The following is a 22,314-nucleotide window of genomic DNA, read 5'->3' as shown; positions in this document are numbered from 1 at the left end:
GTGGCAGAAAGTTCGAGTTTCAACTAAACTCGACGCAGAAGGAGGTCCTGACCATGCCCGCAGTGACTGTTGAGAACCCGTTGACGCTCCCCCGTGTGGCCGAGCCGCAGGCGGTCGTCCCGCGCAAGGTGCTGGCCGTCACCACCGCTCCCGGTGGGTTCGAGGGTGAGGGATTCCCGGTGCGCCGCGCGTTCGCGGGGATCAACTACCAGTACCTCGACCCGTTCATCATGATGGACCAGATGGGTGAGGTGGAGTACGCGCCGGGCGAGCCGAAGGGCACGCCGTGGCACCCGCACCGCGGCTTCGAGACCGTCACCTACCTGATCGACGGAACCTTCGTCCACCAGGACAGCAACGGCGGCGGCGGAATCATCAACGGCGGCGACACCCAGTGGATGACCGCCGGTTCCGGCCTCCTGCACATCGAGGCCCCGCCGGAGTCCCTGGTCCTGTCCGGAGGGCTCTTCCACGGCCTCCAGCTGTGGGTGAACCTCCCGGCCTCCGACAAGATGATGCCCCCGCGCTACCAGGACATCGGCGGCGGCCAGGTCCAGCTGCTGTCCACCCCGGACGGCGGCTCCCTGCTCCGCGTGATCGCCGGTGAACTCGACGGCCACGAGGGCCCGGGCATCACCCACACCCCGATCACGATGGTCCACGCGACCGTCACCCCGGGGGCTCAGATCACCCTGCCGTGGCGCGAGGACTTCAATGCCCTGGTCTACGTCCTGGCCGGGCGCGGCTCCGTCGGCGAGGAGCGCCGCCCCGTCCACACGGGGCAGACCGCCGTCTTCGGCGAGGGCGGCTCGCTCACCGTGCGGGCGGACGTCTCGCAGGACTCGAACAGCCCGGACCTGGAGGTCGTCATCCTCGGCGGGCGTCCGATCCGCGAACCGATGGCGCACTACGGGCCGTTCGTGATGAACAGCAAGCACGAACTCCAGCAGGCCTTCGACGACTTCCAGGCGGGCCGGCTGGGCACCGTACCCACCACCGCGCGGACGAAGTAGCAGGCACAGCAGGCACAGCAGGAAACGGCGGGCAGCAGCAGGGAGCCGTCAGGTCTCCTGCACGGGCCCGGGCGCCAGGGCGGCGTACCGGGCCCGCAGTCCGGGACCACCCCGAAGGCCGCCGCGGTCAGTCCAGCGGGTCGGGATCCGCCTTCGACTGCTCGGCGAGCTCGAACCAGATGGACTTGCCCTCGCCGCGCGGATCCACGCCCCAGGTGTCGGCGAGCATCTCCATCAGCAGGACGCCGCGGCCGCTGGAGGCCATCTCGCCCGGCTGCCGCTTGTGCGGGAGCTCGTCGCTGGCGTCCGCGACCTCGATGCGCAGCCGCCGCTCGCCGAGCTCGCCCACGGCCTCGGCCACCAGCAGCGCGTCGCCGTCCGTGTGCATGAGTACGTTCGTCACCATTTCGGAGACCATGAGCACCGCCGAGTCCACCTGCTCGGCGTCCGCCCAGTCGTGCAGCAGCTCGCGGACCTGCCGGCGGGCGCCCGCGATCCGCTCCGGTTCCGCCTGGGCCACCGTCAGCATGGTGCGGCGCGCGGGGCGCGACGGGCGCTGCGGGGTGCCGCACCCGCAGTCCGCGCTCTCGCGCCACAGCAGGACCACGGCTATGTCGTCCTCGCGCCGGTCGGCCAGTGGACCGGTGGTGTGGTGCGAGGACGGGCCGTGCACGGCCTGGACCAGCAGGTCGGCCAGCTTCTCCAGGTGCCCGGGCTCGGGGCGCGCTGACTCGGCGTGACCGGGCTGCCCGTGCCCGGGCCCCCGGTCCTGCGCGCCGGGCGTCTCGGACTCCAGGACCGCGCGCAGCCGGGCCCAGCCCGTGTCGAGGTCGTGCCCGCCGGTCTCGATGAGCCCGTCGGTGCACAGCATCATCGTCTCGCCGGGTTCCAGGGTGAACCGGGTCGTCGGGTAGTCGGTGTCGGGGACGATCCCGAGGGGCAGACCGCCCGCGGTGGGGCGCATCAGGACGGTGCCGTCCGTCATCCGGACCGCGGGGTCGGGGTGGCCGGCGCGGGCCACCTCCAGCACGCCGGTCTGCGGATCGCACTCCACGTACAGGCAGGTCGCGAAGCGCGGGCTGCGGAAGTCCGCGTCCGCGTCCGCGTCCGCACCGGGGCCCGCGCCCGCACCCGCGCCGCTGTCCGCGCCGTCGTCCCCGTACGCGTCGCCCTCCTGCGAGGAGCACAGTCCGGCGAGGAAGCGCGAGGCGCGGGAGAGCACCGCGTCGGGGCGGTGGCCCTCCGAGGCGTACGCCCGCACCGCGATCCGCAGCTGGCCCATCAGCCCGGCCGCCCGCACGTCGTGGCCCTGCACGTCCCCGATGACCAGGGCGAACCGGCCCGAGGGCAGCGGGATCATGTCGTACCAGTCACCGCCGACCTGGAGGCCGCCGCCGGTCGGGACGTACCGGGCGGCGATCGTCATGCCGGGGATCTCCGGGCCGAGCTGCGGCATCATCGAGCGTTGCAGACCGGTGGTGAGCTCCCGCTCGGACTCGGCCACCCCGGCCCGCTGGAGGGCCTGGGCCAGCATCCGGGCCACCGTCGTCAGGACGGACCGCTCGTCGGGGGAGAAGGACACCGGGTGCTTGAAGGCGGCCATCCAGGCACCCATGGTCCGCCCGGCCACGATCAGCGGCAGGAAGGCCCAGGACACCCGCCCGAAGTCCTGCGCGAGCGGCCAGGTGGCGGGGAAGCGCCGCTTGTAGTCCTCGGGGGTGGGCAGGTAGATCGCCCGGCCGGTACGGACGACCTCCGCGGCCGGGTAGTCGGTGTCCAGCCGCATCTCCGCGAACGGGCCCTCGTCCCCGGGACCGTGCCCGTGGTGCCCGATGACCGAGAGCCGCTCCCCGGCCACGCCGAAGACGGCCAGTCCGTCGGGGCTGAAGCCGGGCATGGACAGCGAGGCCGCGACCCGCAGCACCTCGGCCGTGGACCGGGCCTCCGCCAGGGCCCGGCCGGCGTCCAGCAGGAACGCCTCGCGGGAGCGCCGCCAGTCGCCGGTGATCGGGGTGTGCACGGCCGTGGTGCCGGGCTGGGGTTCGGCGATCTCCTGGATCGTGCCGAGCAGCTCGTAGTCCACGCGCCCGTCGGCGGTCCGGTTCTCCAGCGGCTTCGAGCGGCTGCGTACGGTCCGCAGCACCCGCCCGTCCTCGTCCATGATCCGCAGCCGGGCCTCGGCGAGGGTGCCCTCGGCCACCGCGAGGGTGACGATCCCGTTGATCTCGTTCCAGTCCACCGGGTGGAAGCGGGAGCGCACGGCGACCTCCGGCAGCACCACGGGCTCCGCGGGCAGCCCGAGCAGCCGGGCGGCCTCGCCGTCGAGGGTGACCGTCCCGGAGGCGTTGTCCCACCGCCACAGGCCCGTCGCGATGGCGGCCAGGACGTCCTCGGTGCGCACCTGGTCATCTTTACAGGTCATCCCCCCGTGGTGCCTCTCCAGCGGGCCCGGCGGGCGTGCCCGACCGGCCCCCCGCCCGGACGGTAACCTTGTGAGGGTTGAATCCACCCTGGTATCGCGAAGAACTGGATGACTGATGCATCGGTACAGGTCCCACACCTGCGGCGAGCTCCGCGCCTCTGACGTCGGCTCCGACGTCCGGCTGAGCGGCTGGCTGCACAACCGTCGAGACCTGGGCGGCATCCTCTTCATCGATCTGCGTGACCACTACGGCATCACGCAGCTCGTCGCCCGGCCCGGCACCGCCGCGAACGAGGCACTGAGCAGCGTCTCCAAGGAGACCGTCGTCCGGATCGACGGCAAGGTCGTCTCCCGCGGCGCGGACAACGTCAACCCCGAGCTGCCCTCCGGCGAGATCGAGATCGAGGTCTCCGACGTCGAGGTGCTCGGCGCGGCCGCCCCGCTGCCCTTCACGATCAACACCGACGACGGTGTGAACGAGGAGCGGCGCCTGGAGTACCGCTTCCTCGACCTGCGCCGCGAGCGCATGCACCGCAACATCATGCTGCGGTCCGCGGTCATCGCCGCGATCCGTCACAAGATGGTGGCCCTCGGCTTCAACGAGATGGCGACCCCGATCCTCACCGCGACCTCCCCCGAGGGCGCCCGTGACTTCGTGGTCCCCTCCCGCCTGAACCCGGGCAAGTTCTACGCCCTGCCGCAGGCCCCGCAGCAGTTCAAGCAGCTGCTGATGATCTCCGGCTTCGACCGGTACTTCCAGATCGCGCCGTGCTTCCGCGACGAGGACGCCCGCGCCGACCGTTCGCCGGGCGAGTTCTACCAGCTCGACGTGGAGATGTCCTTCGTCGAGCAGGAGGACGTCTTCCAGCCGATCGAGCGCCTGATGACCGAGCTCTTCACCGAGTTCGGCGGCGGCCGCGAGGTCACCTCCCCCTTCCCGCGGATCCCCTTCCGCGAGTCGATGCTCAAGTACGGCAACGACAAGCCCGACCTGCGCGCCAAGCTGGAACTCGTCGACATCACCGACGTGTTCGAGGGCTCGGAGTTCAAGGCCTTCGCGGGCAAGCACGTGCGCGCGCTGGCCGTCCCCGACACCGCCGCGCAGCCGCGCAAGTTCTTCGACGGCCTCGGCGAGTACGCGATCTCGCTGGGCGCCAAGGGCCTGGCCTGGGTCCGCGTCGGCGAGGACGGCGGCCTGACGGGCCCGATCGCCAAGTTCCTCACCGAGGAGAACCTCAAGGTCCTCACCGAGCGCCTGGGCCTGGTCCCCGGTCACGCCGTGTTCTTCGGCGCGGGCGAGTTCGACGAGGTCTCCAAGATCATGTCCGGCGTCCGCGTCGAGGCCGCCAAGCGTGCCGGGCAGTTCGAGGAGAACGTCTTCCGCTTCTGCTGGATCGTCGACTTCCCGATGTACGAGAAGGACGAGGAGACCGGCAAGATCGACTTCTCCCACAACCCGTTCTCCATGCCGCAGGGCGGCATGAAGGACCTGGAGGAGAAGGACCCGCTCGACATCCTGGCCTGGCAGTACGACATCGTCTGCAACGGCATCGAGCTGTCCTCCGGCGCCATCCGCAACCACGAGCCCGAGGTCATGCTGAAGGCCTTCGAGATCGCCGGTTACGAGGCCGAGACCGTCGAGCGCGAGTTCGCGGGCATGCTCCGCGCGTTCCGCCTCGGCGCCCCGCCGCACGGTGGCATCGCCCCGGGCGTCGACCGCATCGTGATGCTGCTGGCCGACGAGCCGAACATCCGCGAGACCATCGCCTTCCCGCTCAACGGCAACGCGCAGGACCTGATGATGGGCGCGCCGACGGTGCTGGAGGAGTCCCGTCTGCGCGAGCTGAACATCGCGCTGCGCAAGCCGGTGGAGACGAAGCCGTCGGAGGCCAAGCCGGTCGCCGAGGCCGTCCACCCGGACGCCGCGCGCTAGTCGGGCCGCACGTGACGAAGGGCCCGGGATCCAGTGGATCCCGGGCCCTTCGTGCTGCTGCGGACTAGAAACGCTCCAGGACGCCCTTGAGGAGGGCGGCGGAGGTCAGCTCGGCGGGGGCCGGGCCGGCGTGGAAGAACCCGGCGTTCTCGGCGTCCAGCTTGCGCAGGAAGTCGAAGGCCTTGGCGTCGTGGTCACCGAAGGCGACGAACTGCCAGTGGATGCCGGGTGCGGTGGCGGCCGCCTCGGCCAGGGCCGCCTTGGCGGGCTGGCGGTTGTCGGGAGCGCCGTCGGTCTGGAAGACGACCAGGGCCGGGCCCTCGCCACCGTCCTTCTGGTAGTGCTCGACGACCGCTTCCACGGCCACGTGGTAGCTGGTGCGCCCCATGCGGCCGAGTTCGGCGTGCCGGGCCTCCACCCAGCCGGCCTCGTGGGCGGCGAGCGTCAGGTCGGCGGCGCCGTCCAGCTCCGTGGAGAAGAACACCGTGTGCACGGTCGCCTGCTCGTCGAGGTGCGCGGCCAGGGCGAGGGCGTGGTCGGCGAGGTACTGGGCGCTGCCGTCCTTGTAGAACCCGCGCATCGAGCCGGAGCGGTCCAGGACGAGGTACACCTTGGCGCGCGCCCCGGCCTTGCCCTTGCTGCGCAGCACCTGCCCGGCGGCCTTGTACGCCCCGGCGATCCCGGGCGCCTCCCGCTTCACCCTGGCCGGCGCGAGCGCGGGCCCGCCGCCCTCGACGGCGACAGGCTCGGTGACGGCCTCCGGATCGGCCTCGACGGGCTCGGCTTCGGCGGCGACGGCCTCGGCTTCGGCGGCGACGAGCTCGGGCTCGGCTCGGCCGCAACCGGCTCGGCCTCGGCGACGGCCTCGACGGGCTCGGCTTCGGCGGCGACGAGCTCGGGCTCCGCCTCGGCGACGGGCTCGGCTTCGACGGCCACGGGCTCGGCCGCAACCGGCTCGGCCTCGGCCTCGACCGCAACGGGCTCCACGACCTCGGCGACGGGTTCGGCCTCGACGGCAACGGCTTCGGCGACGACGGGCTCCGCCTCGGCAACAGCCTCGACTGCAACGGGCTCCGCAACGGGCTCGGCCGCGACGGGCTCCGCCTCGGCAACAGCCTCGACCGCAACCGGCTCCACGACCTCCGCCACGGGCTCGGCCTCGGCGACCGGCTCCGCCTCGGCGGCAACGGGCTCCACGACCTCGGCGACCGGCTCGGCCTCCGCGACGGGCTCGGCCTCGACGGCAACGGCCTCGGCGGCCACCGGCTCGGCCTCGACGGCAACGGCCTCGGCGACGGGCTCGGCCGGAGCAGGCTCGGCCTCTACCGCAACCGGCTCGGCGGCAACCGGCTCGGCCGGAGACGGCTTCGGCTCCGCCGGGGCGCGGCGGGCCTCCGGGACCGTCGGGTCGGCCGGCGGCGCCGGAGCGGTGAGGACCGTCCCCGGCTCACGGTCCCGCGGAGTGGACTGCGGCGGAACCGTCGGATTGTCGAAGGACGCCGCGACCAGTTCCGCCGCCGCGTCCAGCGGGGTGCGTTCCGCCTGGCTCGGGAGGCCCGCGGAATGGGCGTCCGAAGCCTCCGGAACGGCTTCCGCAGACCGTCCGAACACCTTGCGCAACAAGCTCCGAATACCCATGGGCCAGGCCTTTCGCATGAGTGTGTACGTCATTTGTCCGTGCTGCGCGGATGATCCCTGCCCAGAGTGGACACGTAAGGTTATCGGCCGCCTGGCTGGATCTTCGGCAGGGGCACCTTTCGTGGTGTCCGGCCTCCGGATGCCGCCGCACCGGCCCCGCAGCGGGTGCCGCACCCGCGCCGAACTGTCCGCCCGCCGTGCCGGGTTCACCGATCGTTCATCCGCGCGCCGCCGCATCGGCGCAACCCGCGCCTAGCGTCACCGCTGGATCGTTCCGACAGGTTGTCGGCGCCCACGCAGCTACTCGGAGGACACTCGTGCGCAAGCTCCTGCCGCTCATAGGCAACCCGCATGGGGGCGGCCGTTCCGCTCTCACCTGTCGCTACCGTTGCGGCGACGCCTGCTTCCACGAGGTGCCCAACACCAGTGACAACGAGTACGCCGGGGACGTCATCGCCCGCGCGTACTCCCGCCGCTCGATGCTGCGCTCGGCCGCCGTGGTCACGGTCGCCACGGCCGCGGGCACCGCCGTCACCCTCGGCGCCGGCTCCGGCGGCCAGAGCGCCAACGCCACCGAGGCCGCCTCCGGCGCCAAGGACGCCGGCCAGGCCGCCCGCGGCCTGCGCTTCAAGCCGGTCGCGCCCAACACCGACGACAAGGTCACCGTCCCCGAGGGCCACGAGCAGAACGTGGTCATCCGCTGGGGCGAGCCGATCATCAAGGGCGCCCCCGGCTTCAACCCGGACAAGCAGACCGCCGCCGCCCAGGCCGGGCAGTTCGGGTACAACAACGACTTCCTCAGCCTGCTCCCGCTCGGCGGCGGCTACGAGCGCCAGCAGCTGCTCGTGGCCAACCACGAGTACACGGACGAGATCCTCATGTTCAAGGGCTACGACCCGGCGAACCCCACCCGCGAGCAGGTCGAGATCGCCTGGGCCGCGCACGGCCTGTCCGTGGTCGTCGTCCAGGAGGACCACCGCAGCGGCAAGCTGACCGCGGTCACCCGCCACCAGCTCAACCGCCGCCTCACCGCCACCAGCGAGTTCAAGATGACCGGCCCGGCCGCGGGCGGCGCGCTGCTGAAGACCTCCGTGGACGCCACCGGCACCAAGGTGCTCGGCACCCTCAACAACTGCGCCGGCGGCACCACTCCGTGGGGCACCACCCTCCACGGCGAGGAGAACTTCAACCAGTACTTCGCCAACGCCGGCCAGGTCACCGACCCCGTCCAGGCCGCCCGCCTCAAGCGCTACGGCATGACCACCGGTGCCTCCGAGCGCAAGTGGGAGCGGTTCGACAAGCGCTTCGACGTCGCGCAGGAGCCCAACGAGTCGCACCGCTTCGGCTGGGTCGTCGAGCTGGACCCGTACGACCCGCACTCCGTCCCGCGCAAGCGCACCGCGCTGGGCCGCTTCAAGCACGAGGCCGCCCAGCCCCGCCTGACCGAGGACGGCCGTCCGGTCGTCTACATGGGCGACGACGAGCGCTTCGACTACTTCTACAAGTTCGTCTCGTCGAAGCAGATGAAGAAGGGCGATTCGCGCGCGGCGAAGGAGCACAACCTCACGCTGCTCGACGAGGGCACCCTGTACGTCGCCAAGCTCACGGGCGACTCCCCCGCCGCGGCCCTCGACGGGTCGGGCAAGCTGCCCGACGACGGCGAGTTCGACGGTTCCGGCGTGTGGATCAAGCTGGCCACGGGCAACGTCTCGCACGTCGAGGGCATGACCGCCGAGGAGGTCTACGTCTTCACGCGCCAGGCCGCCGACAAGGTGGGCGCCACGAAGATGGACCGCCCCGAGGACGTCGAGCCCTCCCCGCGCACCGGCCGCGTCTACGTCGCCCTGACCAACAACACCGACCGGGGCAAGGCGGGCAAGGAAGGCGCCACCGAGGCCAACCCGCGCAACCTGAACAAGCACGGCCAGATCCTGGAGCTCGCCGAGAACTTCGACGACCCGGCCGGCGACGGCTTCGCCTGGAGGCTGTTCCTGGTGGCCGGTGACCCGAACGACCCGGCGACCTACTTCGCGGGATTCCCGAAGGACAAGGTCAGCCCGATCTCCTGCCCGGACAACGTGGCGTTCGACCCGCACGGCAACCTGTGGATCTCCACGGACGGCAACCAGCTCGGCTCCCACGACGGCCTGTTCGGCGTCGCGACCGCCGGTGAACGCCGCGGCGAGCTCAAGCAGTTCCTGACCGTCCCGCGCGGCGCCGAGACCTGCGGCCCGCTCATCCAGGACAAGCGGGTCCTGGTGGCCGTGCAGCACCCGGGCGAGATCGACGGAGCCTCCGTCGAGAAGCCGCAGTCGGTGTGGCCCGACGGCCCCGGCAAGATCGTCCGTCCGGCGGTCGTGTCCGTGTGGCGCAAGGACGGCCGCAACATCGGTGTCTGACCGGTCGCTTTGACCGCTGCGCCGCTCACCCGCGGCGTCCGGCGGGCCGTGCTCCGCGTGCACCCGTGCACGCGCGGCGCGGCCCGCCGTCCTTCACGGGCCGTCCCCCGCGGGAGGGTCCGGCTCCGTCAGGCGTCCCACGGGCAGCCGCAGCGTGGTGACCGCGCCTCCGTCGGGCGCGTTGGCGAAGCCGATGGTGATCTCCAGTACCGCCGCCTGGCCGGCCACGATCGTCAGGCCCAGCCCGTGGCCGCGGCCCCGTCCGGGGTCCCCGGTGCGGAACCGCTGGGGCCCCTGCTCGATCAGCTCGGGCGGGTAGCCGGGCCCGTGGTCGCGGACCACCACGACCGGCCCCTCCACGCTCACCTCGACCGGCGGCCGGCCGTGCTTGTCCGCGTTGACCAGCAGATTGGTCAGGATCCGGTCCAGACGGCGCCGGTCGGTGAGGACCACCGCGTCCCGCACCACGCTGACGGAAGCGGCCACCCGCGCCCCCGCGACGGCCCGCTCCACCGCCCGGCCGAGCTCCACGCGGGCCAGGTCGGCCCGTTCCACGCCCGCGTCCAGCCGGGATATCTCCAGCAGGTCCTCGGTGAGCAGGTGCATGGCCTTGAGCCGGTCGTTGATCATCTCCTTGGGGCGGCCCTCCGGCAGCAGGGCCGCCGCGGCCAGCGAGCCGGTGAGCGGCGTGCGCAGCTCGTGCGCCACGTCCGCGGTGAAGCGCTTCTCCGCCTCCAGCCGCTCCTGGAGCGAGGCGGCCATCGAGTCCAGGGCGCGGGCCACGTCGCTCACCTCGTCGCGGGACGGGGACGTGCCGTGCGCCCGGTCCGCGGCGTCGCCGTCGGCGGGCAGGCCCACCCGGGCGTCCAGGTCCCCGGCGCTGATCCTGCGGGCCACGGCGGCCGTGGCCGTCAGGCGCCGGCTGATCCGGTTGGCGAGGAACAGGCCCGCCAGGGCCACGATCCCGGCGGCGAGCGCGGCCGAGGCGAGGATCGCGGTGTCCATGTCCCGAAGCCGCGCCCGGGTGTCCCCGTACGGGATCCACACGGCCAGGGCCGTGCCGTCGGCGGGTCCGGCCGCCCACATGACGGGCTTGTCCCGCCGTTCGCCCACCATGCTGCCGGTCATCCCGCGGGCGACCAGCTCGCGGAGCTGCTGCGGCAGGTCGGGCGGGTCCAGGGCGACGTCCACGTCGCCGTGCGCGGTGCCGTACTCGTAGTGGCCCACGGCGTGTTCCAGGTCCGCCTCCGCCTCCTTGCGGACCTCGCCGACGACCTGCCGGGCGACCACGTTGTGCACCAGGATGCCCAGGACGGCGGCGACGGTGCAGCACACCATCGTGGTGGTCAGGGCGATCTTCCAGCGCAGGCTGCTCAGTGCGCGCATCGGGCCCCGTCCGCGCCCAGGGGGCCGTCCGCGACGGTGCGGCACTCGTCGAGCGTGAGCTGTTCCAGGTTCATGATCCTGGCCTCGGGGTCCCACACGTAGTCGGAGACGGCGACGTACGCGGGGTTCGAGGTGGGCTCGCGGACGGCCAGGTGCTCGGCGGCCACCTCCACGCCCTCCAGCACCGCGCGCCGGGACAGGATCCGGGCGATGCTGCCGTCGTCCTGGACGGTGTAGACGCGCAGTTCGCTGAGGCGTCCGTCGATGTCCAGGGCGGTGATCAGCTCTTCGCGGCCGTCGCCCGTCAGGTCGTGCAGGACGCGGGGGCGGACCGGGCAGTCGGGGCCGCCGTCCACAGCCTGTGTGCACAGTGCGAGCCGCTGGACGGCGCGGGGGTCGACGAGCCGGCCGGTCCCGCCGTCCTGGGCGGTGGCGGCCCCGATGTCGGCGCGTACGACGTCCAGGGCGTCGACCCCGCGCACGGTCCGGTCCGCGGGCTTGGGAAGCCCAGGCACCACGGCGGCGGTCCCGGGCTGCTGGCCCGGTTCGGGAGGGGCGGGGCGGATGTTCTTCCACAGGGTCTGCGGGGCGTGCACCGTGCCCAGGTCGCCCTCGCTGCTCAGCCCCTCGACGTCGGCGCATCCGGCCGAGGCGGCCAGAACGGCGGCCAGAACGGCGGCGAGGACGAACGCGGCCGGGGTGCGGTGCATGTACCGATGCTCTCCCGGCGGGCGGCCTCCGGCCCGGACACGGGGCCGTCCGGGTGAACCGGCGGCCGGGGGCCCTCGCCCCGACCCGGCCGCGGCCCTGGCCCCGGCCCGGCCCCGGCGCTGACCGGGCCTCCGGGGCAGGGCACGGTCAGCCCGGTCACGTCCCCGGGCGGGTCAGGGCGCGGGCCGCCGCGACCTCGTGGCGCACCGGGGCCAGCACGCCCGTCCCGTCGGGCCCCTGCGGGCGGGCCTCCGACCGGAGCGGGATCGCGTCGGCGCCGCTGCGCACGTCCCCGGCCAGGGTGCGCAGCTGCCGCGCGAGGTCGTCGACCTCTTCCGGTGCGGGAGCCCCGGCCCCGTGATTGACCCGGACCCGGGCCGCGGTGGTCGCGTCCACGATCCGTTCGACGGCGACCACCAGCGGCCACCACGCCGCGGCCCGCGCCCCGGTCGGCGGCGGCTCCGTCAGTGCCCGCTGGAATTCGGTCCGTACGCCGGACAGGTCCCGGTAGATGCGCCGCCTGGCCTGGAGGCGGTGCGTGCGTGCCTCCCTGAGGCCGGCCGCGTCCGCCACGGGGGCGAAGGCCCGCTCCAGGTAGCGGGCGGCGTCGTACACGGTGTCGGCGAGCCGGTCCCCGATCCGGGTGCGCCAGCTCTCGGGCCACAGCAGGTAGCCCGCGACGAGGGTGATGGCACAGCCGATCAGGCTGTCCACCAGCCGGGGCCGGATCAGGTCGAAGCCCTGGTGGTTGAGCTGGTCCGAGAGCAGCAGGATCACCGGGGTGATCGCCGCGGTCTGGTAGGCGTACCCCTTGGCGGAGAAGGCGGGGATCAGCGCGGCCAGGACCGCGAGCACGGGCACGTCCCACCAGCCGCGCGGCACCTCGGCGAGCACCGCCGCGGCGAGGACCAGCCCTGCCGCGGTGCCCAGCGCGCGCAGCACGGCCCGGGAGAACACGGAGCCGAAGTCGGGCTTGAGGACGAAGGTGACGGTCAGCGCGATCCAGTAGGACCGCTCCACCTCGACCAGGGAGACGAGGGACTGTGCGAGCCCGATGCACAGCGCGAGCCGCAGCCCGTACCGCCAGGAGGCCTCGGAGAACATCATGTCGCGCACGGCGCGCCGGGCCCGGACCCGCAGGGCGGCGGGCTTCCCGAGCCGGTCGTCGACGTTCTCGGTGCCGTACACCTCGGGTTCGGCGAGGTACACGACGTCCGCCGCGTGCCGCAGGGCCGAGTCCACGGCCCGTTCCGCCGGGGTGTGCGGCGCGGGCAGGTCCAGTACGGGGGTCCCGGTGCGGCCCTCCTCGACGGCCGTGGCCAGTTCGCGGACGGCCGCCGGGATCTCGGGCGGCAGCGGACGGCCGCGCAGGTGCGCCGCGGGGGCGGCCTCCACCAGCGGGATCACCACATTGAGCTGGGCCATCATCCGCACCAGCGAGCGGCTGCGGCCGTGCACCCGGGCCCGTCGGCCCAGCACCAGGTCGTAGGCCTGGTTCAGGGCCTGGGTGACCTGCCTGCGGCGTTCGTCGTAGGCGGCGCCCGGTCCGCCGGCGGCCTCCAGGGAGTCGGCCAGGGCCCGGTAGGTGGCCGCGACGGCGGTGCGCTCGGGCAGCCGGCCGCGCAGCGGCCAGCCCAGCAGGGACAGGGCGAGGACGAACAGCCCGCCCGCGCTCATCAGCAGGGGCGCCGTCCACCACGGCTGGGGCAGCGGCAGCCCGGCGCCGATCACGGCGTTGAGCAGGAGCAGCAGGCCGGAGACGGAGGCCACCGTGCCGATGGAGGAGATCATCCCGGAGACCAGGGCGATCAGGGTGAGGGCGCCGACGGCCAGCCAGCCGTGGCCGAAGACCAGGGTCCCCAGTGCCACGCCCACGGCTCCGAAGAACTGTGGGACGGCGATGTTCAGGACCCGCATCCGGTAGGCGTCGGCGGTGTCGCCGATGACTCCGGAGAGCGCGCCCATCGAGGCGAGCGCACCGTACTCGGGCTCGCCGAGGGCGAGGCCGACGGCGAGCGGGGTGGCCAGGGCGACGGCGGCGCGCACCACGGCGGCCCATGGGATCGGGGCGCTGGCCGGACGGAGCCCGTTGAGCAGCCAGGAGGGCGGGGCCAGCGCACGGGGCCGGGCGCGCCCGGCCCCTATCTGATCGGTGCGTTCGGTGCTCATTCCCGCTTCCGTGCCGCCACTCGCGAATCGGTTCTTCTGGGCTATTCTGCGTTGTTCTGCCTACGTTGGGTACCTTCCGAGCTTATGGTGTGCGGCGCAGCCGCCCGGTCAGCCAGGCGGCCAGCGCCGCGGCGAGGCCGACCGCCAGCACCACCCAGGCGGTGGTGCGCAGGAACGCGGTGAGCGCGTCGTACACCGCCCCGGCCGCCGCCCGGTCGATGTCGGCGGGCAGGTCGTCCAGGGTGAGGCGGCGGCACAGGGCCACGGCGATCCACAGCAGCGCGGCCCCGACGGCGAGCCCGAGCCCGGTGGCCATCACGGCGCGCCGCCGGTGGACGGCGACGGCGATGGCCGTGGCGGCCAGTACGAGGGTCAGCAGGGGGAGCCAGATGCCGGCGACCTGGAGCATGCGGAATCCCTTCCGGAGCGCGCCGAGACCGTCGTACTCCATGACCTCCACGGAGAGCCGGGTCTCCGGGATCCGGTCGGCGAAGGGGACTCCGTCGGCGACGAGGTCCCCCTTGACCTGGGCGATGACGGGTGCGAGGTCGATGCTGACGGCGTCGCCGTGGCCGGTGGTGAGGGCCTCCAGGAAGGCGGCGTGGGCGGCGCGGTTGGCCGCGTCCCAGGCGGTCCGGTAGGCGTCGGTGCCGGTGAAGGAGCGCATGGCCTCGCCGAGCAGGGCTTCGACCCCGCCCTGGAAGGGGCCCGCGTCGATCTGCCCGGCGAGGGCCCGGGTGACCTGGGTGACGACCACGCCCTGGACGGCCGGGTCCGAGGCGAGCGGGGACATGGCGGCGGTGTAGCGGTCGGCGTCGCCCAGCTCGTGGTCGGCCCAGTACGCGACGGCGCTCGCGGGCACCAGCAGGGCCACGAGCACGAGGAGGACCGTCGACAGGATGGTGCGCACGTCACCAGGGAATGCGGGGGCCGGACCGGGCGCGAGCGGTGTTGCTGCGGGCGGGTGGCGGAAACGTCCTTGCGGCCGAGATTCTGGACAATTAATATCCAGAATTATGAAGATGAGCGAAGGCGTCGAGTGGGCGCTGCACAGCTGCGTCAACCTGGCCTGGAGCGGCCCGGACCGGGCCGTGCCGGCGGCGCGCCTGGCCGCGTGGCACGACCTGCCCGCGGCCTACCTCAACAAGCAGCTCCAGGCGCTGGCCCGGGCCGGGATCCTCACCTCCACCCCGGGCCCCCGCGGAGGCTTCCGGCTGGCCCGCCCGCTCGACGCCATCTCGCTCATGGACGTGGTCGCCGCCGTCGAGGGGGCCGAGGAGGCCTTCCGCTGCACGGAGATCCGCCGACAGGGACCCGGCGGGACCACGGGCCACGCCTTCGAGTGCGCCGTCGCGCACGCCATGGGCCGGGCCGAACTGGCCTGGCGCCGGGAGCTGGCGGCCCAGAACCTCGACGAGGTCAGGCAGCAGGCGGAACGGCAGGCCCCCGAGGCGCCGGAGCGGCTGCGCGCCTGGCTCAGGGAGCAGCAGGGCCGGTGAGCACGGCCCCGGCGGGTGGCACACCGGTGAGCGGCACACCGGTGAGCGGCACACCGGTGGGCGACGGAGCAGTGAGCGACAGAGCAGTGCACGGACGGAAACGGACATCAGGGAGCTCGCAATGACCCGCGTCATCACCAACCCGGCAGGACTGCACGACCCGGCCGGCTACGGCTACAGCCACATCGTCTCCGCCCCCGGCGAGCAGGTCTTCGTCGCCGGCCAGTACGGCTCCGACGAGAGCGGCCACGTCGTCTCCGAGGACTTCGCCGAGCAGGTCGCCCAGGCCTTCGCCAACCTCCGCACTGCCCTCGCGGCCGTCGGCCTCGGGCCCGCCGACGTCGTCCGGATCGGCACGTACGTCGTGGCCCACGACCAGGAGAAGCTGGAGGTGCTCCTCAACGAGCTGCACGCCACCTGGGGCGCGGAACTGCCCGCACAGACCCTGATCGGCGTCGCGGCGCTCGCCCTGCCGGACATGCTCTTCGAGATCGACGCGGTGGCGGTCCGCCCGGCCGCATAGTGGCTGCCCCGGACGGGTGATCCACTTGCCGGTCGGGGGCGGCGGGTGTGCCCTGGATGATGGGAGAGAGGAGCCCGTCATGGCACATGCGGCACCCACCGCCTCCCGGCGGCACCACTACCGCTCGACGGCGGCCACCGACCACAGCAGCAGGAACGCCCTCACCCGCGCCCTGCTCGCCGGACTCGTCTACGGGGTCTGGGCCGCCTTCATCCAACGCCAGATGGGCCCGGTCGACGCGGGCAACGTCTTCTACGGGATCCTGTGCGGCGCGCTGTTCGCCGGCTGCATGTTCGCGCTCGCGCGCATCGGCCCCCGGCTGAAGCGGGAGGTGCACGCCGCCGCCTACGGTGTCTTCACGGGTGTCGCCGCGGGCTACCTGCACAGCCTCACCAACTCCTCCGTGCTCCGCGCCACCGTCGTCGGCCTGTTCGTGGGCATCGGCGTCGGCGCGGCCGCCTTCTACCGCTACTACACGCACGAGGACTGACCCGTACGCGAACCGACCCGCCCCCCGGCGGAGCGGCCCGGCCGTACTTTCGGCCGGGCCGCTTCCGTACCTGAAGGGCAGCTCCTACGCGGCCGGCTCGGCAGCGGGCTGGGGTTCGCTATCGGACTCGGCGACGGCCGTGGCCTTCGGCGCGGCGGGCTCGGCCTGTCGGGCCGGCGGGGTGAAACGGGCTGCCTCGGCGCGGAGCATGGCGTTCAGAGCGGCGTACGGGTCGATGGGCATGACGGAACCTCACGGTGCTCGAGGGGGTGTGGGGGTGCGTGCTGCGGACGCCTGACGCGCCGGTCAGGCCGGACCCGTCAGCAGCGCAGGACCACACTCCGCAGCGCTCGCTCGGACAGCACCGGCTCGGCCGCCCAGCCCGGGATCCCGCAGACCGTCCCGGCCGGATGTTTCACGTGAAACACCGGCAGTGGCATCCGTCGCGCACCCGGCATTTCGCGGACCTGCGGCCGCAGGGCGGCCCGCGCCTCGGGATCCGCCGCCGGATCGGACGGGCCCTCGGCGGGTTCGGCGGGGGCGGAGGAACTCCCGCGGGACTCGGCGGCCGACGCGCCCGCGGGCCCGGCGCCGAACACGCACAGCAGGACGACGCAGGCCACCGTCAGGGCCCGGGTCAGCACCGTCCGTGCCGTCCGTGTCGTCCGTACGCCTCGCGTCCCGCTCATGCGAGGGGTGTGCCCCGACACGCCGGGACGTTCCCCGAACTACCCCCAGAAGCCTCCGACCGGGGGACGGGAACACCCCCGCACGGCAGACAGCCGGCCGGTGGATCAGGGGCGGTGGCGCTCCCCGGTCAGCCGGGCCAGGACGGCGCTCTCCCCGCTGATCAGCCGCAGTTGGGCCCGTCCGGCCCGCTCTCCGTGGCCGGCCACCCCGCCGGGCGAGACCCGGACGACGGTGAACACGGCCGTCCGGTGGTCCGCGCGGGGGATCTCGATCGTCCGCCCCCGCTGCAGCGCGGAAAGCCGGAGCCCGGACCCGGTGATCACGGCCGTGCCGGCCGCCCCGGGCGCCGGGCCGGTGGTGTCCCAGCGGGCGCCCCCGGAGCGGCCGGTCAGCGGGAGGTCGACGCCCAGGCCGGGGATGCGCAGGCGCAGCGGCCGCGCGGTGTCCAGGGGGCCGGAGACGGGCCGCAGGGGTCCGGCGGTCAGCGGCAGCCGGGGCCCGTTGGCGGGGCCGTTGCCGTCGGAGTGGCCGTCGCCCGCGGAGTGGCCTTCGGCCGGGTAGGCGGCGGCGCGGTCGAGCTGCCGGACGAGGCGGCGGTGCCCGGACAGCCCCAGGGCCCGTGAAGGCAGCGCGTCATCGGTGATCCGCACGGCCGGCCCGGCGCCCTCCGAGGCGCGCAGCACGCCGAGTCCGGTGCAGAGCAGGGCCACCGTCAGTACGCCGACGGCCCATTGGGCGCGGGCCATGGGATTCCCTCCTGTCCGGCGTGCGAGGCCGGCTCCTGTGAGCAGTCGGCTCTTCTCTGCCCACCCGTACCCCGTGAAACGCAGGAGGCCGGGGGTACGTCACCGGCGCGTGTCCGCGGGAACGGCCGCTCAGACCACCACGAGGGTGGCCGCCGCCGCGCCCATCAGCGCGGCGGCGAGGTGGATCGCGGGGTGGCCGTAGTCACCGAACCACAGGTGACGGGCCAGTCCGCCGAGGGCGGCCAGCGCGGCGATGACGCCCATCTGCGCGAAGAGGGTGACGGCCGTGAAGGGGGCCAGGAGCAGGAGGAGGGAGTTCAGCCAGAACGGGGCCGCGCCCGTCCAGCCCCGCCACCGCCATATCGCCGTCGGCATGTACTACCGGCCCCTTCATCGTCAACTCGTCGGCTGCACAGCCTCCTTGGGTGCGGTGGCGGGCACAAGGGCCCGTTCGGCTAGATAACCGAAGGCCAGGCCGAAAGTCGCCCACAGTGCCGTCTGGATGGCGAGGGACGCCAGGCGGAACTCCCAGATGAGCGCGGCCGGGAAGCCCGCCGGGACCTCGTTGATCCCGGGGAGGAGGGCGTACGAGAGGCCGACCGCGGCCACGAAGGCCACCCCGGCGGCGGTGCTCGCGTTCCAGTTGCCCATGGACGGTGCGAGGCGCCGGCCCAGGATCAGCGCGCCCGCGGCCAGCAGGGCGCTCAGGGCGATCATCAGGAGGTAGAGGACGGTCCGGCGGGTGGCCGTCCCGGGGTCTCCGACGGCCGGCGGGTTGGCGGGGTACTTGAGGAACGGCACCAGGGTCACGGTGACGAACAGGGCCCCGGTGACCAGCGCGGCCGTGGCCCGCGGGCCGAAGCGGCCGAGGCGGCCCAGGGCGTAGCAGTAGACGAGCGCGGCGATTCCGCCGAGCGCGACCCCGTACAGCAGGACACCGGTGCCGAGGCCCGCGGTGGCCTGGAGAGCCCGGCTGACGGGGGCCTCCTCGCCGTGGTCGTGGCCGTGTGCGGCGGCCTCCTCGATGGCGATCGCCGCGTCCACCTTGGACTCTCCGAGGAGGTAGGCGACGAGGAAGGCGGCCACACCGGCCAGCAGGCCGGCGAGCATGCCCCGGACGAGGAGCGTGCGGGGGGAGACGGTGCGGGGGGAGAGGGAGGGTACGGCGGAGGACGTCATGGTTCGGTTCCCTTGCGAGGTGCGGATCAGTGGCAGGGGAAACCGAGCAGGTGACGGCCGTCGTGCAGCCATTCGTGGATGGTCTCGCCCTCGAAGACCGCGGTGGCGCCCTGCTCGACGCCGACGAAGTACAGCAGGACGAGGGTGAGGACGGCGACGAAGACCGCCCAGGGGGCGAGCGCGGAGAGTGAGATCGGTGCGACGGTGACAGGCGTCGAGGGCACGGCGGAGTGGGCCATGGCAGGTACCTCCAGAGGGAACACGCGTCCCGGTCAGTGGTGCTCGCGACGACGGCTGCGGGTCTGACTTGCCTCCCCCTTCCGGGAGGGTTCACAGTGGCGCGACCGTGCCGGATTCTCACCGGTTCTTCCGTCGGACCGTCGTCATTCAGTTGTGTCGTCCGCGACCGTACCGCGCTTACGCTCCCTTTATGAACCCCTCTTCGGTACGAGTTCACCTCGTCACCCCAGGTCCGGACGCCGCGCTGCGCGAGCACCGTTTCGGGGCCGGCGGGCCGTACGGGCTGGACACCGGGCTGTGGGCCGGGCGCACCCTGGAGGAGGTGGCGGCCGAGGACCCGGCCGGGGTCCGCAGCTGGCTGACGGACCCGGCGTACGCCCCGCCCGGAGGGGAGTCCGTCGAGGAGCTCGTCGCCCGTGCCGGGAGCTGGCTGGACGGCCTGGAGCCCGGTACCCACCGGGTCGAGGCCGAACAGGCCTTCGTCCGCGCGGCCGTGGTGCACGCGCTGGAACTGCCGCCGCAGGTCTTCTGGCGGCTGGACGCACGACCCCGCACGCTCACCGAACTCAGCGGGCGCGCGGGGCGGTGGAACCTCAGGCTGGGCAAGCCGGCCCCCGAGGGGGAGCCGGTCACCGAGGGGACCTAGCCCGGACGGATCAGGCGACGATCCAGTCGGAGGTCGCGATCACCGGCTGCACGCCGTCGCGGTGGATGGTGCCCTCGATCAGGCCGTACATCCGGTCCGCGGCGAAGTAGACCTCGTTGTCGTTCTTGAGGCCGAAGGGCTCCAGGTCGACGAGGAAGTGGTGCTTGTTGGGCAGGTTGAGGCGCACCTCGTTGACCCGCGGGCAGTTGTCGAGCACCCGCTCGGCCATCTGGTTCAGGGTCTGCTGGAGCGAGTACGAGTACGTCTCCGCGAAGGCGTCCAGGAGGTGCTTGCGGACCTTCTTGTACGAGCGGTCCCAGTCGAACTCCGGGTCGTCGGAGGCCAGCGCCGAGTGGGCCCAGCGGGAGGTGACCTTGGTCGCCAGGATGCGGTCGTACGCCTCCTGGAGGGTCGTGTACTTGTCCTTGATGTAGCCGTGGAACTCGGAGTTCGTCGAGTTCATCACCGTCAGGTCCTTGAGGCCCGAGATGACCTGGAGACCGGTGGTCTCGCTGTAGGTGACCTGCGCGGTGCGCACTTCCTGGCCCTTGAGGACGAAGGAGTGCTGCTCCTTGCGCGTCGGGACGGGGATCCGCTCCCAGACGAACTCCTCGATGCGGATCTGCGCCTCGCGGATCGGCTGCTGCGAGGAGACGAAGTGCTTGGCGAGGAGGATGCCGAAGGCCTCCGGGGAGGCGATGCCGTGCTCCTTGGCGAAGGCGTACACGGTGTTCTTCGTGGTGTCGGTCGGCAGGCAGTTGGCGTTGTCGCCGGTGAGGTGGACGTCGCGGAACTCGCCGCGGAGCGCGACCGAGACGTTGAGGTCGCGGATCTCGTGCCAGGAACCGTCGCTGCCCTTGCGGGTGACCTTGACGATGCGGTTCTCGGCCTTGCCGTACTGGTTCTGCGCCAGGACGTGCTTGCTCATGCTGTCTTCCTTCGACTCGGGAACACGGAGTCCGGTTGTCTGGATCCCGTACGCCCGGCGTCCAGCGGTCCGACCGCTCCCCGCCGTTCGGTCCCGCAGGACCGCCCCGGGACTGACGTGCATCCCGGTCCGTAGGTGCTTGATGCAGGCCCGGTGTCGTGTGCATCCAGGCCTGAACGGATTGCAGCATGTATGCGGTGGGTTGACCACGGCACCGATCATCCGAACACCAGCACCCACGGCTTGGGCGACCGTACAGAACAGCAGGTCAGGCCGTGTGCGCGTCGGCCACCGAGAGGGCCTCGTCGAGGATCTCCAGCCCCTTGGCGACGTCCTGCGGCGCGATGTTGCAGGGCGGTGCGACGTGGATGCGGTTCCCGGCGAGGAGCGGCCACAGCCCGCCCTTCTTGCAGGCGGCTCCGAACTCCGCCATCGGCGCGTTGTCCGCCCCGGCGGCGTTGTACGGCACCAGCGGCTCCCGCGTCCCCCTGTCCCGGACGAGTTCGAGCGCCCAGAAGGTGCCCAGGCCCCGCACCTCCCCGACCGAGGGGTGCCGCTCGGCGAGCGCGCGCAGGCCGGGCCCGAGGAGCTCCGCGCCCGTGCGGGCGGACTGCTCGACGATCCCCTCCTCCTCCATGACGTTGATCGTGGCGACGGCGGCAGCGCAGGCCAGCACGTGCCCGGAGTACGTCAGCCCGCCCGGGTAGGGCCGGCGGGCGAAGGTCTGGGCGATGGCGGACGAGATGGCGACCCCGCCGAGCGGTACGTATCCGCTGGTGACGCCCTTGGCGAAGCAGATCAGGTCCGGGACGACGTCCCAGTGCTCGGAGGCGAACCACGTACCGGTGCGCCCGAAGCCGACCATGATCTCGTCCAGGATGAACACGATGCCGAAGCGGTCGCAGAGCTCGCGCACCCCGGCCAGGTAGCCGTCCGGGTGCACCAGGACGCCCGGGGCGCCGCCGACGGTCTCCAGGATGATCGCGGCGATGGACTGCGGGCCCTCGAAGACGATGGTGTCCTCGAGGTGGCGCAGGGCCCGCTCGCACTCCTCGGCCGGGGTGCTCGCGTAGAAGGGCGAGCGGTAGGCGAAGGGGCCCCAGAAGTGCACGACGCCCGCGGTCGCGGAGTCGTTGCCGAAGCGGCGGGCGTCACCGGTCAGGTTGATCGCGGTGGAGGTGGCCCCGTGGTACGAGCGGTACGCGGACAGCACCTTGGGCCGGCCGGTGTGCAGCCGTGCCATGCGGACGGCGTTCTCGACGGCCTCGGCACCGGCGTTGGTGAAGAAGATCTTGTCGAGGTCGCCGGGGGTGCGCTCGGCGATCAGCCGGGCGGCCTCGGAGCGGACGTCGACGGCGAAGCCGGGGGCGACGGTGCACAGCCGGGCGGCCTGCTCCGCGATGGCCGCGGTGACCTTGGGGTGCTGGTAGCCGATGTTGGTGTAGACGAGGGCGCTGGAGAAGTCGAGGTAGCGATTGCCCTGGTAGTCCCAGAAGTACGAGCCTTCGGCCCCGGCGACGGCGAGCGGGTCGATCAGCTCCTGAGCCGACCAGGAATGGAAGACGTGCTTCCGGTCAGCGTCTTTCACGGCGGCGAGGGCGTCGGCTGCTGTGTTCATGAAACGAGGGTAGTTGTCCAGGATGTGGACCCCGGGCCGACTCCGCCGGGAGCTCCCGGACGGCGGCGGTCCGCGGGACCGGGC

At 72.8% G+C, this 22,314-nt stretch carries 22 protein-coding genes; 7 read left to right on the top strand and 15 right to left on the bottom strand.

The window, feature by feature from the left end; all coding sequences use genetic code 11:
- Nucleotides 1-53 precede the first annotated feature (53 nt).
- Nucleotides 54-1,013, top strand: coding sequence for a pirin family protein (locus IO30_RS0109170; protein WP_031141122.1), 960 nt, complete (start codon nucleotides 54-56; stop codon nucleotides 1,011-1,013).
- Nucleotides 1,014-1,140: 127 nt separating this feature from the next.
- On the opposite strand, the gene IO30_RS0109165 is transcribed toward IO30_RS0109170, so the two are convergent.
- Complete coding sequence (locus IO30_RS0109165; RefSeq protein WP_031141120.1) at nucleotides 1,141-3,414, bottom strand: SpoIIE family protein phosphatase; 2,274 nt, start codon at nucleotides 3,412-3,414, stop codon at nucleotides 1,141-1,143.
- Between the two features lie 136 nt (nucleotides 3,415-3,550).
- Here IO30_RS0109165 and aspS point away from each other — a divergent pair, with 136 nt between their 5' ends.
- Nucleotides 3,551-5,368: an aspartate--tRNA ligase gene (gene aspS / locus IO30_RS0109160; RefSeq protein WP_031141118.1), complete on the top strand. Its 1,818-nt coding sequence runs from the start codon at nucleotides 3,551-3,553 to the stop codon at nucleotides 5,366-5,368.
- A 64-nt stretch (nucleotides 5,369-5,432) separates the two neighbouring features.
- Here aspS and IO30_RS46320 read toward each other — a convergent pair whose 3' ends face one another.
- Both IO30_RS46320 and IO30_RS46315 read right to left on the bottom strand, forming a co-directional pair.
- Complete coding sequence (locus tag IO30_RS46320) at nucleotides 5,433-6,068, bottom strand: VWA domain-containing protein (protein ID WP_107065115.1); 636 nt, start codon at nucleotides 6,066-6,068, stop codon at nucleotides 5,433-5,435.
- Complete coding sequence (locus IO30_RS46315; protein ID WP_157853171.1) at nucleotides 6,065-7,006, bottom strand: hypothetical protein; 942 nt, start codon at nucleotides 7,004-7,006, stop codon at nucleotides 6,065-6,067. Before IO30_RS46315 ends, IO30_RS46320 begins: the two co-directional genes overlap by 4 nt.
- A 317-nt stretch (nucleotides 7,007-7,323) precedes the next feature.
- Between IO30_RS46315 and IO30_RS0109145 the strand changes: the two genes are divergently transcribed.
- Complete coding sequence (locus tag IO30_RS0109145) at nucleotides 7,324-9,405, top strand: PhoX family protein (RefSeq protein ID WP_031141114.1); 2,082 nt, start codon at nucleotides 7,324-7,326, stop codon at nucleotides 9,403-9,405.
- A gap of 93 nt (nucleotides 9,406-9,498) precedes the next feature.
- Here the strand turns inward: IO30_RS0109145 and IO30_RS0109140 are convergent, their stop codons facing one another.
- The 4 genes from IO30_RS0109140 to IO30_RS0109125 all read right to left on the bottom strand — a co-directional run bounded on the left by IO30_RS0109140 (nucleotide 9,499) and on the right by IO30_RS0109125 (nucleotide 14,581).
- Entirely contained in the window at nucleotides 9,499-10,791 is a 1,293-nt protein-coding gene (locus IO30_RS0109140) for a sensor histidine kinase (RefSeq protein ID WP_037893553.1), read from the bottom strand.
- Nucleotides 10,779-11,501: a hypothetical protein gene (locus IO30_RS0109135; RefSeq protein WP_031141110.1), complete on the bottom strand. Its 723-nt coding sequence runs from the start codon at nucleotides 11,499-11,501 to the stop codon at nucleotides 10,779-10,781. Before IO30_RS0109135 ends, IO30_RS0109140 begins: the two co-directional genes overlap by 13 nt.
- Before the next feature lie 157 nt (nucleotides 11,502-11,658).
- A complete protein-coding gene (locus tag IO30_RS0109130) occupies nucleotides 11,659-13,671 on the bottom strand; it encodes an FUSC family protein (RefSeq protein WP_078904044.1) in 2,013 nt (670 codons plus the stop codon).
- A gap of 82 nt (nucleotides 13,672-13,753) precedes the next feature.
- Entirely contained in the window at nucleotides 13,754-14,581 is an 828-nt protein-coding gene (locus IO30_RS0109125; RefSeq protein WP_031141107.1) for a hypothetical protein, read from the bottom strand.
- 112 nt (nucleotides 14,582-14,693) lie between these two features.
- On the opposite strand from IO30_RS0109125, the gene IO30_RS0109120 reads away from it, so the two are divergent.
- The 3 genes from IO30_RS0109120 (at nucleotide 14,694) to IO30_RS0109110 (ending at nucleotide 16,183) form a co-directional block, all read left to right on the top strand.
- Complete coding sequence (locus tag IO30_RS0109120; RefSeq protein WP_031141104.1) at nucleotides 14,694-15,170, top strand: RrF2 family transcriptional regulator; 477 nt, start codon at nucleotides 14,694-14,696, stop codon at nucleotides 15,168-15,170.
- Nucleotides 15,171-15,291: 121 nt separating this feature from the next.
- A complete protein-coding gene (locus IO30_RS0109115; RefSeq protein ID WP_031141103.1) occupies nucleotides 15,292-15,693 on the top strand; it encodes a RidA family protein in 402 nt (133 codons plus the stop codon).
- Nucleotides 15,694-15,772: 79 nt separating this feature from the next.
- Nucleotides 15,773-16,183, top strand: coding sequence for a hypothetical protein (locus IO30_RS0109110; protein ID WP_031141101.1), 411 nt, complete (start codon nucleotides 15,773-15,775; stop codon nucleotides 16,181-16,183).
- An 84-nt stretch (nucleotides 16,184-16,267) separates the two neighbouring features.
- Here IO30_RS0109110 and IO30_RS45315 read toward each other — a convergent pair whose 3' ends face one another.
- From IO30_RS45315 to IO30_RS0109080, 6 genes are all read right to left on the bottom strand, one after another.
- Nucleotides 16,268-16,426 carry a hypothetical protein gene (locus IO30_RS45315; RefSeq protein WP_157853169.1) on the bottom strand — a complete coding sequence of 53 codons (159 nt, stop codon included), beginning with the start codon at nucleotides 16,424-16,426 and terminating at the stop codon, nucleotides 16,268-16,270.
- Between the two features lie 77 nt (nucleotides 16,427-16,503).
- Nucleotides 16,504-16,872 carry a hypothetical protein gene (locus IO30_RS0109100; protein WP_157853167.1) on the bottom strand — a complete coding sequence of 123 codons (369 nt, stop codon included), beginning with the start codon at nucleotides 16,870-16,872 and terminating at the stop codon, nucleotides 16,504-16,506.
- A 105-nt stretch (nucleotides 16,873-16,977) separates the two neighbouring features.
- On the bottom strand, nucleotides 16,978-17,619 hold the full coding sequence (locus IO30_RS41815; RefSeq protein ID WP_051902080.1) for a class F sortase: 642 nt from the start codon (nucleotides 17,617-17,619) through the stop codon (nucleotides 16,978-16,980).
- A gap of 129 nt (nucleotides 17,620-17,748) precedes the next feature.
- Nucleotides 17,749-17,994 carry a hypothetical protein gene (locus tag IO30_RS0109090; RefSeq protein ID WP_031141095.1) on the bottom strand — a complete coding sequence of 82 codons (246 nt, stop codon included), beginning with the start codon at nucleotides 17,992-17,994 and terminating at the stop codon, nucleotides 17,749-17,751.
- Between the two features lie 21 nt (nucleotides 17,995-18,015).
- Nucleotides 18,016-18,798 carry a CbtA family protein gene (locus IO30_RS0109085; RefSeq protein WP_051902078.1) on the bottom strand — a complete coding sequence of 261 codons (783 nt, stop codon included), beginning with the start codon at nucleotides 18,796-18,798 and terminating at the stop codon, nucleotides 18,016-18,018.
- A 26-nt stretch (nucleotides 18,799-18,824) separates the two neighbouring features.
- Nucleotides 18,825-19,037: a CbtB domain-containing protein gene (locus IO30_RS0109080; RefSeq protein ID WP_031141091.1), complete on the bottom strand. Its 213-nt coding sequence runs from the start codon at nucleotides 19,035-19,037 to the stop codon at nucleotides 18,825-18,827.
- Nucleotides 19,038-19,228: 191 nt separating this feature from the next.
- Here IO30_RS0109080 and IO30_RS0109075 point away from each other — a divergent pair, with 191 nt between their 5' ends.
- On the top strand, nucleotides 19,229-19,684 hold the full coding sequence (locus IO30_RS0109075; protein ID WP_031141089.1) for a histidine phosphatase family protein: 456 nt from the start codon (nucleotides 19,229-19,231) through the stop codon (nucleotides 19,682-19,684).
- A 10-nt stretch (nucleotides 19,685-19,694) separates the two neighbouring features.
- Here IO30_RS0109075 and pucL read toward each other — a convergent pair whose 3' ends face one another.
- Nucleotides 19,695-20,612: a factor-independent urate hydroxylase gene (gene pucL / locus IO30_RS0109070; protein WP_031141087.1), complete on the bottom strand. Its 918-nt coding sequence runs from the start codon at nucleotides 20,610-20,612 to the stop codon at nucleotides 19,695-19,697.
- A gap of 268 nt (nucleotides 20,613-20,880) precedes the next feature.
- A complete protein-coding gene (locus IO30_RS0109065; RefSeq protein WP_031141086.1) occupies nucleotides 20,881-22,230 on the bottom strand; it encodes an aspartate aminotransferase family protein in 1,350 nt (449 codons plus the stop codon).
- Nucleotides 22,231-22,314: the final 84 nt, after the last annotated feature.

Source organism: Streptomyces xanthophaeus, assembly GCF_000725805.1.
GTDB lineage: Bacteria > Actinomycetota > Actinomycetes > Streptomycetales > Streptomycetaceae > Streptomyces > Streptomyces xanthophaeus.
The sequence above is the reverse complement of the archived record's forward strand: the minus strand, read 5'-3'. Positions and strand labels throughout refer to the sequence as shown.

Excerpts from the sequence above, each read along its gene's own strand:
- IO30_RS0109170 (WP_031141122.1), top strand. The coding sequence starts at position 54 with ATGCCCGCAGTGACTGTTGAGAACCCGTTGACGCTCCCCCGTGTGGCC.
- aspS (WP_031141118.1), top strand. The coding sequence starts at position 3,551 with ATGCATCGGTACAGGTCCCACACCTGCGGCGAGCTCCGCGCCTCTGAC.
- IO30_RS46315 (WP_157853171.1), bottom strand. The coding sequence starts at position 7,006 with ATGGGTATTCGGAGCTTGTTGCGCAAGGTGTTCGGACGGTCTGCGGAA.
- IO30_RS0109140 (WP_037893553.1), bottom strand. The coding sequence starts at position 10,791 with ATGCGCGCACTGAGCAGCCTGCGCTGGAAGATCGCCCTGACCACCACG.
- IO30_RS0109135 (WP_031141110.1), bottom strand. The coding sequence starts at position 11,501 with ATGCACCGCACCCCGGCCGCGTTCGTCCTCGCCGCCGTTCTGGCCGCC.
- IO30_RS0109130 (WP_078904044.1), bottom strand. The coding sequence starts at position 13,671 with ATGAGCACCGAACGCACCGATCAGATAGGGGCCGGGCGCGCCCGGCCC.
- IO30_RS0109120 (WP_031141104.1), top strand. The coding sequence starts at position 14,694 with ATGAGCGAAGGCGTCGAGTGGGCGCTGCACAGCTGCGTCAACCTGGCC.
- IO30_RS0109115 (WP_031141103.1), top strand. The coding sequence starts at position 15,292 with ATGACCCGCGTCATCACCAACCCGGCAGGACTGCACGACCCGGCCGGC.
- IO30_RS0109110 (WP_031141101.1), top strand. The coding sequence starts at position 15,773 with ATGGCACATGCGGCACCCACCGCCTCCCGGCGGCACCACTACCGCTCG.
- IO30_RS45315 (WP_157853169.1), bottom strand. The coding sequence starts at position 16,426 with ATGCCCATCGACCCGTACGCCGCTCTGAACGCCATGCTCCGCGCCGAG.
- IO30_RS0109100 (WP_157853167.1), bottom strand. The coding sequence starts at position 16,872 with ATGAGCGGGACGCGAGGCGTACGGACGACACGGACGGCACGGACGGTG.
- IO30_RS41815 (WP_051902080.1), bottom strand. The coding sequence starts at position 17,619 with ATGGCCCGCGCCCAATGGGCCGTCGGCGTACTGACGGTGGCCCTGCTC.
- IO30_RS0109090 (WP_031141095.1), bottom strand. The coding sequence starts at position 17,994 with ATGCCGACGGCGATATGGCGGTGGCGGGGCTGGACGGGCGCGGCCCCG.
- IO30_RS0109085 (WP_051902078.1), bottom strand. The coding sequence starts at position 18,798 with ATGACGTCCTCCGCCGTACCCTCCCTCTCCCCCCGCACCGTCTCCCCC.
- IO30_RS0109080 (WP_031141091.1), bottom strand. The coding sequence starts at position 19,037 with ATGGCCCACTCCGCCGTGCCCTCGACGCCTGTCACCGTCGCACCGATC.
- IO30_RS0109075 (WP_031141089.1), top strand. The coding sequence starts at position 19,229 with ATGAACCCCTCTTCGGTACGAGTTCACCTCGTCACCCCAGGTCCGGAC.
- pucL (WP_031141087.1), bottom strand. The coding sequence starts at position 20,612 with ATGAGCAAGCACGTCCTGGCGCAGAACCAGTACGGCAAGGCCGAGAAC.
- IO30_RS0109065 (WP_031141086.1), bottom strand. The coding sequence starts at position 22,230 with ATGAACACAGCAGCCGACGCCCTCGCCGCCGTGAAAGACGCTGACCGG.